This is a genomic window from Pseudomonas sp. GNP014, from assembly GCF_054344005.1.
Genome location: NZ_JBTGUS010000002.1, coordinates 1 through 14,232, shown reverse-complemented (window position 1 = coordinate 14,232; position 14,232 = coordinate 1). Strand labels below are relative to the sequence as shown.

At 62.1% G+C, this 14,232-nt stretch carries 14 protein-coding genes and 8 pseudogenes; 8 read left to right on the top strand and 14 right to left on the bottom strand.

Annotation, left to right across the window (positions count from 1 at the left end; all coding sequences use genetic code 11):
• From ACXX9E_RS28610 to ACXX9E_RS28600, 3 genes and pseudogenes are all read right to left on the bottom strand, one after another.
• Nucleotides 1-302: hypothetical protein (locus tag ACXX9E_RS28610; protein ID WP_458556638.1), on the bottom strand; the 302-nt coding region annotated here is incomplete at its 3' end.
• Nucleotides 187-615 (bottom strand): annotated as a pseudogene (locus tag ACXX9E_RS28605) (hypothetical protein); the annotation flags it as partial. The pseudogene ACXX9E_RS28605 and the gene ACXX9E_RS28610, both read right to left, overlap by 116 nt.
• Before the next feature lie 316 nt (nucleotides 616-931).
• Nucleotides 932-1,240: a hypothetical protein gene (locus tag ACXX9E_RS28600; protein WP_458556637.1), complete on the bottom strand. Its 309-nt coding sequence runs from the start codon at nucleotides 1,238-1,240 to the stop codon at nucleotides 932-934.
• Nucleotides 1,241-1,342: 102 nt separating this feature from the next.
• Between ACXX9E_RS28600 and ACXX9E_RS28595 the strand changes: the two genes are divergently transcribed.
• Nucleotides 1,343-1,534: a hypothetical protein gene (locus tag ACXX9E_RS28595; RefSeq protein WP_458556636.1), complete on the top strand. Its 192-nt coding sequence runs from the start codon at nucleotides 1,343-1,345 to the stop codon at nucleotides 1,532-1,534.
• On the top strand, nucleotides 1,531-1,668 hold the full coding sequence (locus ACXX9E_RS28590; protein WP_458556635.1) for a hypothetical protein: 138 nt from the start codon (nucleotides 1,531-1,533) through the stop codon (nucleotides 1,666-1,668). Before ACXX9E_RS28595 ends, ACXX9E_RS28590 begins: the two co-directional genes overlap by 4 nt.
• Before the next feature lie 280 nt (nucleotides 1,669-1,948).
• Here the strand turns inward: ACXX9E_RS28590 and ACXX9E_RS28585 are convergent, their stop codons facing one another.
• The 5 genes and pseudogenes from ACXX9E_RS28585 to ACXX9E_RS28565 all read right to left on the bottom strand — a co-directional run bounded on the left by ACXX9E_RS28585 (nucleotide 1,949) and on the right by ACXX9E_RS28565 (nucleotide 4,977).
• Entirely contained in the window at nucleotides 1,949-2,128 is a 180-nt protein-coding gene (locus ACXX9E_RS28585) for a hypothetical protein (protein WP_458556634.1), read from the bottom strand.
• Between the two features lie 617 nt (nucleotides 2,129-2,745).
• Complete coding sequence (locus tag ACXX9E_RS28580) at nucleotides 2,746-2,889, bottom strand: hypothetical protein (RefSeq protein ID WP_458556633.1); 144 nt, start codon at nucleotides 2,887-2,889, stop codon at nucleotides 2,746-2,748.
• 9 nt (nucleotides 2,890-2,898) lie between these two features.
• Entirely contained in the window at nucleotides 2,899-3,108 is a 210-nt protein-coding gene (locus ACXX9E_RS28575; RefSeq protein ID WP_458556632.1) for a hypothetical protein, read from the bottom strand.
• 763 nt (nucleotides 3,109-3,871) lie between these two features.
• Entirely contained in the window at nucleotides 3,872-4,051 is a 180-nt protein-coding gene (locus ACXX9E_RS28570; RefSeq protein ID WP_458556631.1) for a hypothetical protein, read from the bottom strand.
• Between the two features lie 83 nt (nucleotides 4,052-4,134).
• Nucleotides 4,135-4,977, bottom strand: a pseudogene (locus tag ACXX9E_RS28565) (LysR family transcriptional regulator).
• Here ACXX9E_RS28565 and ACXX9E_RS28560 point away from each other — a divergent pair.
• Nucleotides 4,918-5,211, top strand: coding sequence for a hypothetical protein (locus ACXX9E_RS28560; protein WP_458556630.1), 294 nt, complete (start codon nucleotides 4,918-4,920; stop codon nucleotides 5,209-5,211). The pseudogene ACXX9E_RS28565 and the gene ACXX9E_RS28560 overlap by 60 nt on opposite strands.
• Nucleotides 5,212-5,722: 511 nt before the next feature.
• On the opposite strand, the gene ACXX9E_RS28555 is transcribed toward ACXX9E_RS28560, so the two are convergent.
• Nucleotides 5,723-6,010, bottom strand: coding sequence for a hypothetical protein (locus tag ACXX9E_RS28555; protein ID WP_458556629.1), 288 nt, complete (start codon nucleotides 6,008-6,010; stop codon nucleotides 5,723-5,725).
• A 48-nt stretch (nucleotides 6,011-6,058) separates the two neighbouring features.
• Complete coding sequence (locus tag ACXX9E_RS28550) at nucleotides 6,059-6,289, bottom strand: hypothetical protein (RefSeq protein WP_458556628.1); 231 nt, start codon at nucleotides 6,287-6,289, stop codon at nucleotides 6,059-6,061.
• A gap of 103 nt (nucleotides 6,290-6,392) precedes the next feature.
• Between ACXX9E_RS28550 and ACXX9E_RS28545 the strand changes: the two are divergent.
• Nucleotides 6,393-6,940, top strand: a pseudogene (locus ACXX9E_RS28545) (NUDIX domain-containing protein).
• A 41-nt stretch (nucleotides 6,941-6,981) separates the two neighbouring features.
• Nucleotides 6,982-7,736 (top strand): annotated as a pseudogene (locus ACXX9E_RS28540) (3'(2'),5'-bisphosphate nucleotidase CysQ family protein).
• A 346-nt stretch (nucleotides 7,737-8,082) separates the two neighbouring features.
• Here the strand turns inward: ACXX9E_RS28540 and ACXX9E_RS28535 are convergent.
• The 4 pseudogenes from ACXX9E_RS28535 to ACXX9E_RS28520 form a co-directional block, all read right to left on the bottom strand.
• Nucleotides 8,083-8,448 (bottom strand): annotated as a pseudogene (locus tag ACXX9E_RS28535) (YiiD C-terminal domain-containing protein); the annotation flags it as partial.
• A gap of 56 nt (nucleotides 8,449-8,504) precedes the next feature.
• A pseudogene (locus tag ACXX9E_RS28530) lies at nucleotides 8,505-9,830 on the bottom strand (sigma-54-dependent transcriptional regulator).
• A 9-nt stretch (nucleotides 9,831-9,839) separates the two neighbouring features.
• Nucleotides 9,840-11,612: pseudogene (locus tag ACXX9E_RS28525) on the bottom strand (sensor histidine kinase).
• Nucleotides 11,613-12,085 (bottom strand): annotated as a pseudogene (locus ACXX9E_RS28520) (dTDP-4-dehydrorhamnose 3,5-epimerase family protein); the annotation flags it as partial.
• 439 nt (nucleotides 12,086-12,524) lie between these two features.
• Here ACXX9E_RS28520 and ACXX9E_RS28515 point away from each other — a divergent pair.
• The 3 genes from ACXX9E_RS28515 to ACXX9E_RS28505 all read left to right on the top strand — a co-directional run bounded on the left by ACXX9E_RS28515 (nucleotide 12,525) and on the right by ACXX9E_RS28505 (nucleotide 13,962).
• Entirely contained in the window at nucleotides 12,525-12,776 is a 252-nt protein-coding gene (locus tag ACXX9E_RS28515) for a hypothetical protein (RefSeq protein WP_458556627.1), read from the top strand.
• Nucleotides 12,777-13,133: 357 nt separating this feature from the next.
• Nucleotides 13,134-13,337, top strand: coding sequence for a hypothetical protein (locus tag ACXX9E_RS28510; protein ID WP_458556626.1), 204 nt, complete (start codon nucleotides 13,134-13,136; stop codon nucleotides 13,335-13,337).
• A gap of 373 nt (nucleotides 13,338-13,710) precedes the next feature.
• Nucleotides 13,711-13,962, top strand: a complete 252-nt coding sequence (locus ACXX9E_RS28505) for a hypothetical protein (protein ID WP_458556625.1) — start codon at nucleotides 13,711-13,713, stop codon at nucleotides 13,960-13,962.
• The last annotated feature ends 270 nt before the right edge of the window (nucleotides 13,963-14,232 follow it).

Genomic DNA, 14,232 nt, shown 5'->3' with positions numbered 1-14,232 from the left:
GGCTCGGCGGTAGAGGTGAGGAGTTCGAGGCATGCGCAGCAGCATTTTGTCCATGTCTTCGTAGAGCAACAGCGATAGACCAGTCCGATTCCAGCCGGTGCGTGGAGCCCTGGAGCGTCTGCTGGTTTGAACAAATCGCGGCCAACTGGATCTTCCCGCGTAACGCGATGCGTCGTCGCGATCATGGTGATGCTTGCAATAGCCATGAGCGTGACCGCGACCACGGTGGTCATAGCAGTAGTAGCAACGATCACGACCACGATCGTAATAACAGCCTTCGTTGCATTGCTCTGGTTGCCCATGCGTTACCAGCACGCCACCGGCGCCACCACCTGCTGCGGCGCCGATAAGACTCCGGTGGTCCCGCCCATCTGCGGCCAGCCACGCATCACCGGCTGCGCCCGATGCACCGCCGGATCGGCGGCTTCGCCACGGCTGTCTTGTTGCGCACCACCACGCTACCACCCGCGCCGCCGGCTGCGCCAATGCGTGAACCTGTGCTCCGCCTGAGCTTGAGCCAACGACCGACCAGACCCCGCCCGATGCACCACCCACCTCTTCGGTGGTACCTCCGCAGCAAGCTCAGAAGCCACTGACCAAGGCCGAGGACAACAAGAAGAATGAGAGAAGCTTCGTCGAGGACCTCGAAGGATGACGGCGCCAATCCTGAGGCTGTCTAACAAGTTTAGCAATAAAAATCCGACGAATAACACATTTTGTATACGATTATTCAAGTTACTGTTTTGTCAAAACTAAGCAATTTCATCTTCACTTACTCAGACAGCCACTTGAAAAAGCAGCCTTTTTTTGTGGCGGCATTTGAAAATCACGTAGAGAATTGCATTGAATGAGCAACCACTATGGCGGGCAGCTCACTCCTGCGGTGACCGAGTCCTGAGATGGACACATTCAACTGTAGGAGTCGACCTGCTCACGATGGCGATGGTGCTTGACCAGATGAAGCGGATTTGGCCATGATGGACCCCACTCTCGCTCGCCGCTTCCAAGCCGATCGCGATGAATTTCGACGTCGGTGTATGGCTGCCATCCCCGGTGCTTCCAGCAGCACCAGCAGGTTCACTTCCGGATCGTGAGCCACCGCCTGACCGCAGGAATCTCGAACGCCGGTCAGGTCGAAGCCCTTCACCGCGCGCTTGCGACCGTCGATTCCCGCCGCAGCGATAAGCTTTCTACCGACGAAGCCAGGCGAATGATGTTCGGCCTCGTTGACAAACAGCACATCACACTAGCCTTTTGACCACGATAACAGTCGTACGACCATCGATCGTAGTATTGTATCGTCGTCAAGCACATCAACTGCAGGATCAGGTCCGGCAGCCCCATGAGCACGCATGCGTTCGTCGACAAGGTCTTCAGCAGCAGCTCGCGCGAACAGCACAGCCCGACGGTGTGTCTTCCACTTGCGCGCGCCGGCGCTCTTGCCAAGGTCGAGCACCAGGTTCTTGATCTTCTCATTGAAGTCTTTGAAGTTCGGATGGTGTCGACGATCAGCTCGCGGATGCGCCCATCATGAGCCGCCCAGCAGTACCAGTCCACCAGTTGCTGCCCAGTGTGGCGGCAGCAATGCCGGCGATGATGGCCGCTTCGACGCGTCTGGTTCGACAGCAGCTCAACTCGCCATTGGAGGCGTGGACCATGTCTGAATGAGTCTTCCACAGTGACCGCTTGCAGCCCTTCGGTCTCGATGTCGATATTGGGTCGAGCCGAGCACCGGCAGGATCAGCACGTCCTTGCCGTGGGCGGATCAGCTCGATTGGTTTGGTGCTGATCTGCACGGTCAGGTCGCAATTGCTCAGCGCCTGGAACGTGCGCAGGTTGTCCGGCGTCGCCTCAGCGAGAGTTCACCAGACCGATGAAGCCTTCGCGCGGCCTTCGGCCATCGCATCGATCGCCTCGACCACGTTGTGCCCGTTGTGGCGCCGCACCTTCAACTGGAGACGCCGCTCCAGTGGATCGACGAACGCCCGCAGATCGCCCGTTCATTGATGCCCATCGTGCCGGTCGCCCTGCACGTTGCTGTCGCCGCGCACCAGGCGCGGGCCGCACCAGTTTGCCGATGTTGCCACGCGAGCAGCATCAGGTTGGCGATTTCCTGGATGAGTCGCACCGATGGCGATACTGGGTGGCCTGCCCGTTGCCGGCGCATGATCACGTTCTTGCCTTGGCGTACATGGTGCCAGTTGCTCGATCTCGACCAGGGTCAGCCAGTACGTCGACGATCTGTCCCACAGCATGTCATCGAACGACCCCGAGATACTCCGGCGCGTTGGCGCTGTGGGCGTTGAGGAAGTCATCGTCGAACCCGCCGGTGCGCCAGTTTTGTGCATAGCGTCCCACTGCAGGAGGAACTTGACCATGCCGCGCAGGACCGCCATGTCACCGCCCCAGGCCGAACGGAATACGCGGTGTTGGTCAGCTTGTCGCCGTTGGTGAGCATTTCGACGATGCTGCAGTATGAAACGCTCGACCGCGCTCTTTCAGCGGTAATACAAGACCACCTGTGCGCCCATTTCACCGCTTCGCGCAGCGGTTCGAGCATCACGGTGGTTGGTGCCGGTTGTCGCCGACGGAGGATGGTCGGCATGTTCGAAGTCGTCGAAGGTCACGGTGCCCTTGCCGCGCCCACGCTTTGCGCAGTACCACGCCGCTGGCCTCGTCGCACATGTTCGAACAGTCGGGGGAAGTTGTCCGTGCCGTAGGCGCGCACGAACAGCTGCGTACAGATCACCGCTTCGTTGCTGGCGCGACCAGGAGGTCGAGTTCGGCAGTTCCGGCTCGGCCACCTTGCAGGTGTTGGCGATCAGTGCGTCCAGCATCGTCCCAGCTGATCGGCTTGTAGCGATCGATCTTTTCGGCGTCGTCGACCATCAGTAGATCTCAGCGACCCTGATACTCCACCCAGTAGTCGCTACTGTTCCAGCCACGGTCACGCTGTGTTGGCGAAGAACTCGCATCCACGCGACGCTTGGTCGCTTCCCAGTTCACCGCTTTGGCGCCGTTCTTGGCGGAACTTGACCATGCCGCTTGCGGCGAATAGCCGCGCGGCCCGGGCGGTCGAAACCGCCCGTTCTGGTTGGTTTTGAGCATCATGCGCACCATTTTCAGCGCGTTGTCGCTCGTCGACGAGGGCCTCGGCCACGCTGATAGAGCACCCCGGCCGCCGAGCAGCACCTTTATAACTGTGGCGCGGGACAGGTTGCTGATCAGCTTGATGATGTTCGGCTCACGCTTGATTCTCCATCAGCCGGCTGTAGCCGCGGCGCCGCTTCTCGGGCAGGTGATGGATTGGTTATGTCGACAGACCGTCACGGCGAGGCCGTGGGTGCGGACAGGCTGGCCCAGGTCTGGATGCCGGCGCGCGGAACTTTGTCGATCGATTCGAGGCTGCAGCGGCTGGTGACGATCGCCGGCCACCATATGGATGACTTCGCGGATCAAGCCGCCGATCGATCTGGGGGGACTGTGCCGCCGATGTCTTCGCGGCCGAGCAGCGATTCACCGCGGCGTTCATGAACACAGCCACGTGCGCGGCGCCGGCGGTCTGGCCCGACATTGAAGACGCTGGATGCGCTCGACGCGAGCCGTCGGCATTTCGATGGTGGCGGCGGTGCGCGGCAGCGCCTTCAGGTCGGGTAGGGCCTGCTCGACCACTTCGACGCCGCAGAGCCCGCGTCGCTGCGTACCAGCCAGTTGCCGACGCTGTCTTCCAGTTCCAGAAGGCGCGGTTCGGCAATGGTAGACTGCGCGTATTGCGCCGAGCCGGCGCGCTCAGTTGCAGGTCATAGATATCGCTGGCGTCCTCGATGATGCCGCTGCCGAGGCTGAAGACCAACGATGAAGTCTTCCAGATTCATCGATGTTGACCAGCATCGCCTCGCTGATGCCGTTGCGGCGATCGCCAACGCGACTTCCTCGCCGGCGCGGTGCTGACCGATTCCACCAGGGTGCCGTCGCTGTAGCTGTTCGTCTGGCTCAGCGGCGGCAGCATTTCAAGAAGCAGGCGCAGCGCGGTTGAGCGCTTCGCGTTCATCGGCGTCGCCGACGATTGATCAACGTTGAGCTAGGCGCGACTTTGTCGCGTCTAATCGCTATGTCGATCTATTGATGGTGTTTTCATCGATCGTGCTTTTCCAGTGATTTCTGATACAGCACGAACGGCCTCACCACGCTGAACGCGGGCGCCACGGCGCATGATCAGGCCCATTCGGGGCGAGGGTCTGGGCGTTTTCGATCAGTTGCAGGCGCAGGTGATCGTCCTTCACACCGTCCAGCGGCATGATCGCGCGGCAAAACTTCGCCGTGCACAGCCTGTGACTGATGGACGCATCGGTTTCTGACAGTGGCTGGTCAGGCCGCGGCTGTCGAAGTCCTGGTCGATGGACTGGTCGGAGTGCGTCCGCTGGTCGGCATGCCCAGCAGCAGGTCGATCAGCGCTTCCAGCTCGACGCTGCCTGGCCGAAGGAAGCTGCGCTGGTCATACAGCAGGCCCCATGCGAGTATTCGCTGAAGGCCAGTGATTTCGAAACATTCATCAATCCAGGCGATCGAGGATGCGGCACCGCCGAGGTCGATGCGGTGTTTAGCAAGATGTTCGAGGATCTGCTCGGACTCAGCACCGACGTTTCGAAACGCCGGGTTCGGTGCGCCGCATGCAAACGTTGCATCAGTGGCAGCGGATCGAAGCTCGACAGCAGCACGACACCCAGCACAACATGCCGATGAGGTTGCCGCGACACGCCGCCGCTTCCGCCTGCGAGTCCGTCGTAGCGGGCATCACCGAACGCGCCCACGCCAGCACTCGCTCGCCCAGCACCATGAGACCCTGAAGCACTGACCGCGTGGCCGCGGCAGCGAGCTTCTTCGAGAGGGCTCGTAGACGCATCGACGAGACGTCGGTTGCGTGATGTGGCGGCGGCAGCAGCCTGGGCCGATGACGGTTTCGTCGAGGCGATCCAGGTTCGCTGCTTGATGTCCATCTTCGCTCCGGTGCGTGCTCGGCGGGGTGGCGGTTGCCGCGCTTTACGCGGGCCAGGTCGTTGGTCGGCCTGGAACCGGGTGTGGCTGATGGTACAGCTTGAACATCTTGATACCCAGATCGAGGTGTGCACTATGAGTCTGTTCAGCTTTGTGGAGGACGGCGAGAAGCTGATTGATACTGCTGACCGGGTAATGCCGATGCCGCGCAGTTGAAGGTTGGCGGTTGGCGAGGTCAGGGCTGGGCGGTGCAGGAATGTGCAGGCCACCGTCGACGGTGGACGTCACGGTCGCCGGTGAGGTGGCGAGCCAGAGGAAGGAGAGGATTTGCTGGCCGTCGGTAACCCCGGTATCTCGGCATGTCGAAGACCAGATCACCGTGACCGGCTGATCGTCGTCGGCCGCCGGTTTGTCGAGGTGAAAAGTTCAGGGACACGCTCGGTGCCGATCTCGTACGGTTTACAGCGACGCCAACCGAATACCAAGATCTTCGAAGCCAACAAACCGATGCTCAAGATGAACGAGGTTTCCTGCAGGACCAACTCGTGTTTCCGAAGTGAAGCCGAAGCCTTTGTGCCAGTTGCTCGCTCGGCCGCGCAACGGCCCCAACAGCGGCGCGGGGGTCCGTCACGGTCTGCGCGTCTGTCGAGAGCGTGTCGGCTTCGGCCTCCAGTGGGGAGCGAGCTTCCTCGGCGCGATGGATTTGCCGACCTAGATCAGGTCGCGGTCATCCTCGACCACGAACTTCGGCGGTCTTCCTCAGCCCTTTGCGGCTTGTCCAGCTCCTTGACCGCCAGCAGTACGCATCGCCGAAGACGCCGCGCACTGCGCCGATCGAGCGACGTATCGTCGATCGACAGCTCGTGCCGATCAAAGTCGATCTGTGCCTGAGAACATCCAGAATTGCGGGTGCCGCTGAGAAACCATCATCGTAGCTGATCGGCCGTTCGAATTGCGGTCCGCTTCGATCCGTTCCAGTTTCGGCGACGGCGACCGCGGTCGCGTTGATGATCATGATCACCCACTTGCCAGCGTTTGATCGCGTGCGGAAAGATGTCGGCGTTCAGGGCGCAACGCGATACGATGCACCATTTCCAAGCAGTTCGCCGATAGTTTCGCTTCGGCGCTCCAGAGATCCAGGCGATTGCCGTTGCAACTGGCCGGCGTCGTCGAACAGCGGCTGGATTCCATCTCGGCCATCGCCCGGCTCGCCGTGCAGGTCGGCGTAACGCTGGGGCAGTTCTTGCGGCCAGGAAATGATCTGGGAAACCGGATCCAGCAACGTACGGTCCATGTGCAGGACGACAGTATGGATGCGGACCACAGTAAAGAAGGCATCGCGACAGCGTCTCGACGATCGAAGAGATATCCGACGTCAACAATCGGAGAGCCGCGTTATGGTGCACGTTCACGCCAAGGAGGCTTTGCATGCGCCGGAACCCACCGTACTTGCCCGCGAGATCGTCGCCACCAGTCGCCTGTTTGTGTCGAAGAACTGAAGCTGGTTTTTCTCCGATGGTGGAGCATACTTTGAGCGTTTTGGTCGGCGGAGGTTCACTCGGCGCGGTCGATGATTGTGGCAATACTCGATGCCGAACACGCGGTGCTCGTCGAAGATGTTGCAGCAGGCGCTGGACGATTCATCTGGCTGCCCGGAGCTTGATCGAACCAGGGTGAGGATGTGCTGGCGGCGGCCGAGCGTGGCTGGAGGAAGAGGCCGGTTTCGGCGCACCGCCGACTCGAGCACCTGACCAAGCTGTCGTTTGTCGCCGGTTCAGTGAGCAGAATCCAGGTCGTGCTTGCCACCGATCTGTACGAAGAGCATCTGGAGGTGATCGCCGAGCCGATGTGCGGGTCGACAAGATGACCTGCGTGGACTGTCGCGCTGGCGCGGAACCCGCGATTCTCCGGAGGCCGCGCACTGGCCGCGCTTTCTGGACCATGATCTTGACGCGCAGGATTTTTTCGTCATGAGTGAGGTCTTCAATAAATTTCCCCCATCCCATGATGGCGCCGGTGGTCCGAACTGGCCTGCAGGCCGGCGGAGCAGTTTTTTGCCGTTCTGGCGCGTCGGCGTTGAAGTCGTGCAGGTCCGATGATTCGCCGGTGAGCCGCTGCGGATCTCGCAGCACATCATCTGATCGTCGCCCGGCTGACAGCACTCGATCCGGATACTCCGGTTTTGTCCGAAGAGGACGCCGATCCCGCGAGCCGTCGCGCCGGATGGCAGCACTGGTCGGCGTCGATCCGCTGATCGGACCAAGAAGTTCATCAGCGGCAGCGAGACCCGCATCGACGTCGCGCTGATCGAAGACGGTCGCGTGGTGACGGTGTTGATGCGAGCCAATGGTCGCTTCTACGTCGGCGACACAGCTAGGTGCGCGTTGCGAGACAAGCGGACGCCGGTGTTGATTCAGGTGCACGATGTACCAGGCCAGGGCGAGGCCTTTACAGTCGTGGCCCGTCGTCGGCATTGAGCCCTGAGCAGGTTGCTCGACCAGTTGGTGCGTCTCGGTCGGCTCCGACTGGCGATCAGCAGTTCGTTGAAGTTTTGCCTATCGTCGAAGGCGCGGCGACCTTACCGCGCCTGGCGCGAGCGTCGCAATCGGACACCACAGCGGCACAGGGCGTGTCCAGGTGCCGCGGCGAGATTTTCTGATTCAGGCGAAGCGTTCTGCCTTCCCGCGCGGAATCGCTGCTTCGATCGATTCTTTCTCAGCGCTGCAGCGAGAGCGGCATGAGTTCCAGATTTTTTGCTGGAGCTGACTCGGGTGACTAACGACTCTTCGATTCCCTCACCCCAGCCCCCTCTCCCCCGGAGCGTTCGGGAGTGCTTGAGAGATTTCACCGACTTCCACCACTTACTGAATCCATGATCGCTGCCGATCTTTCAGCTTTGATGTCTGACGCAAGACGCCTGGTCCACCTCTCCCGAAGGAGAGACCGAGTTCGGGGATGCTGAAGTTCACCGACTTGAGCCACTTTCTGATTCCATAATCGCTCAATTATTTCAGTGGAATTGTCTGACACAGAGACCTCTAGATAGATCCCTTCCCTCCGGGGAGAGGGCTAGGGGTAAAGATAATATTAACAGTGCAAAATTTTCTGCCCGGTAAATATCACAGCATCCTCATCACTTACCACGTTAACGATCCGCGTATTGAGCGTCAACCGTGCGCGCCATAGCGCTCGTACGTCGCAGAACTTCTCCGGACCACGCTTCCGGTGCAGGGCGAATCGCCGTCGCATCACCGTGACCCGGCAGTCGATCACTGATCGCCTTCCTCGATCACGATGTGCGTACTTGATGCCTTCCTCCTTCAGGCGCGGATGCAGCCAGCCCCAGCCCGCCGAGCACCACGCCGCAGTAGAGGCTGCCGCCGGAACATGATGCTCTTGTGATTGACGTTCGGCTCCAGCGGCAAGTGCAACTTCGAGCTGTTGCTCGCGCCAGTAGGTGTCGGCCCATGTCGCGGGTCGGCGATCTCGTCGATGAGCACCGGTCCGGATCAGGCTGTCGCACGGTTCGTTCGGCTTCGTCTCCGTCGGCGTTGCTCGAAATTCGACCCGTGCTTGGCCGCTTTGTCGTGGGGTTTGCGCGGAATGCCACGGCTTCGGCGAGGCTGCGCACGAACTGTGACGCACAGCTTCAGCGGCGATCAACGATTTTCTCGAGGTTTCCTTGCTCGGCTCAGGCCGCCGCTGATGACCTCCACAGCACTGCCGCCGCCATCAGTGTCCGCCGTTTGTCCAGCGCAGGCTCCAGGCCGAGGGCGGAACGTTCGGCAGCGTTCTGCGATTACCGGCGGCGTACCAGCCAGGTGTGCCGCACAGCAGAGCACGTTGTCCGGCTCCAGTTCGTAGACGAACTCCATGGCCGGCGCTGAGCTGATCGGCATGATGCTCGAACAGCACCAGCACGTCTTCACCACGTTCGCGCGACGGCGAAAATGACGGCGGCGACGTTGAGGCGGTGGATGCCGGTCGGCACAAGATCGACCTGATCAGCAGCAGCAGGTCTTCCTTCGTCGCAGCAATGACGCGAATCCCAGCGGATCAGCTGATTGCCGCAGCATTGACAGCACGCTCTTGCGGCATGCGCATGACTTCGCCTGCACATCCCATGCTCATGCTTTCGATTTCATGAGGACGGCGTGCCGCCGTTGGCGACTCGGTGCCGATCCAGCGTTTCTGCGCGCATCGAGCACAGGTTCGTGGCCGAACAGTTCGCTCTCGACCACCGACTCGGCCCGTGCCGGCGTTCTGGCCGCGAGCAGCCATTGCACCGGCTCGACAGGTCGTGCAACGCCGGCGACGACTTCTTGCCCGGCGCGGGTTTCGCCGTCGGCGCGTCGGCCTTACGTTCGGCCCAGTGCGCCGATCTGTTCGCGCAGGCGCGACATCGGGGCCGAGTTGGCGCGTCGGCGCTCAGTTCGTTGCGGTTCGCTGAGGGCCCGGCGCAGGCTGCGGTTGCTCCAGCACCAGGCGGCGCAGGGCCAGGGCGCGGCGCACGCTGTAGAGCAGCGCATCGCTGGCGAACAGTTTCCAGATCATCAGCACCGGCGCGCATCGCCTGCACCGCCAACGGCACGTCGCCGTGGCCGGTGATCGACGGCACGGGTGGCTCCAGGTCCTCGGCGTCCAGCTCGCTCACGATTCCAGCCGTCCATGCCGGCATCCCAATCTCGCTGACCACCACGCCTGGCCAGTAGCGTTCAAGCTGCCCAGCCAGGCCTTGGCTTCAGCCAGTGGCAGCTTCAACCAGCCCGGTCCAGAGTCGCCGAGGCCTGACGCGAGTGCGGATCGTCGTCGATCAACACCACCTGGAATCGAATGTCAGATCGTCATGCACTTCGATACCTCGACGGTACAGGCTGACCGGGTGCGCCGGCGCGCAGTCGCAGGTAGATCAAGAGCACCACCTGCTTGTGGTTGGCGAACGACGTTCGCCACCGAAGGCGCGCATCGGTTTCACGGTGAGGCCCGGCCCAAGGCCCTGGGTGCCGGTCTTGGTGGTGTCGAAGGGCTCGCTGGCGCGACCAAGGCTTCCATGCAGACCCAGCCATTCGCGAATGCCGGTTGACGCCGTCGGCGGTGGATTCGGCGCTCAGCCGCAGGTTTCGCGGCGGGCACCATGGTCGAGGCATTGACCAGCAGGTTGCCGAGCACCACTGGCGCAGGCGGCCCAGCTTCGACCCACAGTAGCAGCAGGCGGTTCGGATCGGTTCGAGCTTCCATGCTTCGGCGGCGTTTTTGGCGGGTCGCGCAGCGCATCGTCCAGGTGCCCGGTTGCAGCGCCACGCTTTCCCGGCATGCCGGTCGCGGCCGGCAAAGGCGCGCAGGTCGGCGATGATCGAGGCCATGCGTACAGGTCGGTTTCGCTGATCAGTTTCGAGTACCAGCGAGCATCGTCGGTCCGCTGATGATCGAGCGGCGCTTCAGCGTCTCGGCGTAGCTGCGGATCACCGCAGGCGGTTGATTCGTTTCAGTCGCTGATCTTCGCCGACATCATGCCCAGCACCGACAGTTTGCCAGCCTTGACCGGATCGTCCTGCGCACGCACCCGATTCCTGTTGCGCCTGTTCGCGCTCAGCGCTTTTCCTCTTTCAGCAGCGGTTCGAGCCTTCCAGATCGCTGGTGCGCTCGGCGACCGCCTTCCAGGTCGCGGCCTTGGCTCCGAAGGCGGATGCGTTCCAGGATCATGCCGGCGGCGTTGGTCGTCGTTCGGCGACGGCGTCACCACCAGCAGCCAGTTGCCGCCGATGGCGACCACTGCACCAGGACGATGATCAGCGTCGCGGGCGAGAATGCTCACGCTCAGCCGGTTGGCGATGTCGTCGGTTTGCATAGACCACGGCGTCGCTTCCAGTTGACGAACGGCGTCGGGTGAGGCTGGAATGGCCGTGATCAGCCAGCGCTCGTATCGCTCAGGACGCGCGTGGAGCGAAAGCGCGTCGGGGCGCGAGGTTCAGGATGACCACCCCGTTATGGTCGGTTGCCCAGCAGTTCTTCGGTTTTGCCGAGGCTTTCGGTGTCGTCGAGGTCGACCTTGATTCAGCCAGTCGCCGATGATCTTTTCACCATTGCGCGCGGCGGCAGCGAGGAGTTGACCACGTTTTGGCGGGGTTCGTGCCGAGGCCGAAGAGAACGCCCCAGACACCGCCATGGCTTCGCTGATACGACGAACAAGAAGTTGGCCCAGACGAAGCTGTAGTACTTGTCCAGTTCGACGCCGCCGTGTCTCGCCGCTGGTGTCCATAGGTGCATTGACTTCGGCGCCGCCAGTCTCGGCGGCGATCTGTTGCGCAGCGGTTGAGCGTTGCCCTCGGTGGCGCCGTCGTTGAGCGCTCCAGTAGGCGCGGGCCGGCAGGTCGCCGATCTGCGGCAGCGCTTCGTCGCGGTCCAGGTGCCCAGCAGGTTGGCGACGTCGAGGTCGAGGGTCTGGCAACTGTCCGCCAGTTCGCTGCGGTGGTGACCTCGGCCAGATGCTCCAGCGGCCACAGCAGCACCAGGCACGGGCCAGCAGGAGCGAGGCTGCGCCAGCGGGTTCTTGAGGGAGAAATAGTTTCATCCAATACGCCTGTAATGACCACGCATATGCCACGCTCAGAAAGCATGGCGTCCTTGAAGAACACCGCTGCCTGATCCTTGGCCGACAGTTCAGCACTTCGTCGAGTTGCCGGTCGATGGCCAGGTCCGGGTCGGTCCCAGCAGGATGTCTTCGTTCGGCTCCAGGCGTGAAGTCGGTGGTCTTGTCGAGATCAGCGAACTGGCTCGGACCACGAAGCCATGCGCAAAACCTTCCAGACCATCTGACATCGTCAGCAGCAGCAGCGACCGCACCCACTGGCCCGATGCAGTGGCTCCGACGATGTCCACGGCGACATCCCAGTACCTCGCGGCCGTCGACCCGCGCCAGTTTGCCCTGAGTGTTTCCAGTCGTAATCCCAGCCCCGCAGCACCTTCTCCGAGCGCGATGGTCTTCCTGAACGGGGGGTGGGGTCGCCCAGATCGTCCTCGAAGCCCTGGCATTGAAGCTCTCGTAAAAAAAGCCGCGCTTTCCATCACCAAATACCCCTTTTGGGTTCAATGATCGAACACGGCGGTTCGGATGATAATTACGTTCATGAAGTTTCCGTGGAAGGATGAATAGGCACCATTCTCGCGAGTCCGAAGGGCGCCGATCTTCCCGCTCGCAGAATACTGTCTTGCCGCGAGGCGGGGGTTGCGCGTCTGCGATGGCGATGTAGGCGTCTTAATAAAATTTCAGGGTCGTTTCATGCCGCTCGCCACGTTCATCCATCGCGCCAGTCTGCCGCCCGCAGGTTTCTCACAGCCCCGACAATGGCTGGCGGACCATTACAGGCTCAGCGGTACGCTGCACCCCCTGGGTGGCCAGCAGGATCCATTCCATGTGGACAGCGCACGCAGGCGCTTCGTCCTGAAATTGTGCCACGCCCTCGTGGAGTTGCCAGCGCCAGCATGCCGGCCTCGACTCCTCGCGGCGCATTCTGCGGTGAATATCCACGGTGATTGCGGCCGATGACGGTCAGGATCTGCTGACACTCGAAGCCGGTGGCGAAGCGGTCCATGTACGTACTGGCATCGAAGGCCAGCCGCTGACCGTCTCGATCATTTCGAGCAGCATGGTGGCCAGGTTGGGCCAGCTTCTGCGGGCGATTGATCTGGCGCTGGCCGGGTTCGACCATCCAGGGCTGGCGCGTACACTGCCGATGGGACGCCCGCCACGCCGTGCGTTGATACGTCGTTTGTTGCCGTGATCGACGAATCGCAGCGTGCCTTGATCGCCGACGCCGCCGAACAGGCCGAACCCGACTGCAGCAACCCAGCGCCAAGCTGCCGGTGCAGGCGATCCACATGGACATCACCGACGACAACACCGTCTGGCGGCGCAATACGCAGCGGCACTGAGCAATTGCAGGAGTGATCGACTTCGGCGATCTGGTGCGCACCAGCAGCACATCACCGATCTGTCGGTGACCTGCGCCACGCTATTGCGTGCGCGCGGTGGCGATCCTTTTGTCGTGTTGCAGCGGTTCAGGCTCTCACGCGGTCGATCCGCTGCAGGACACGAAGAACTTCAGCATTGTCAGGCCCTTGATCATGACCACGCAGCCATGCTGGTGCTCATAGCGACAACAGCCAGGTCAGCATCGACCCCAGCAACCATTACAGCCGCGACCTTGTCCATGGTGGTGAAGATCTTCCACATCGCCGCCTCGGTACCGCTGGCGCTGATGGAGGAGCAGCAATCCTCAGCGCCATTCAGCCAGGCCTTGCCAGTCATCGACAGTGAAAGGTGCGCCAGTTGCCGGGCGTGACGGCGGATTCGCGCTGATCGATCTCGAGGTGCTCGACCGCATTTCAGAAGCGGGTGACTGGAGAACAGACAGTATTGACCAGCGAGTACTAAACGAGAGCAGCAACGGCCCATCGCCCTGAGCAGCGAGGCCGTTACAGGCAACCCCGTTTGTCGCGCACCCGCCCTGACAGTGCCGACGAACAACACTTCCCGTTGCATGTCGAGTTGCGTGTGTACAACAGCACTGCGGTGGATGCGCCCGTTGCCGGTGTGCTGCATCGATTTAGCGAGCGCTGCAGCTGGACGGCCCGCGACTCACATGCGCTTGTCGGGTGTCGCACCCTGGCTGCGAAGCGGCGCAGCGCTGGTCGAGGGCAGCCTGGGCGCGGTCAGTGGCCCGTTGCTGGTGCGGTTGTGTCGCGGTGCACGGCTCGGCGGCCCCGCTGTTCTGCACACCAGCCCCGGCGGCGGCGTGGCAGGCGCATTGTGTCGTCGCAGGCCGCGTTTCTCGGCTGGCCTGTGATGCCGGCCCGGAGCTGGAATACGAGACCCTGCTGGCGCAGCATAGACGCCAGTTTCGCCCGCACGCAGAAGACGCTGTTCGTGACCCGCCGCGCATCAGCGCGGCTCGCGCCGTCGCCTGATCGACATGCAGGGCCACTACTACCTGGACATGTCTTCGATGATGTCGCGGTCTGGGCGTGGCCCATCCGCGCATGGCGGTGGCAGAGCCGGCGATGGTCGCTGCTGGATCCAACTTCCCCCGGTTCGACTCCTGGCGGTCGCCAGTTTCCGACGCTTGCTCGACTCACGCCGGAGGCATGGATGAGGTGTTTCTGGTCGACAGCGGCGGCAAGACCAATGACCTCGCCGTTCGTCTGGCGTGGGCGCCAGCGGTCGGGCGCCGACGTCTC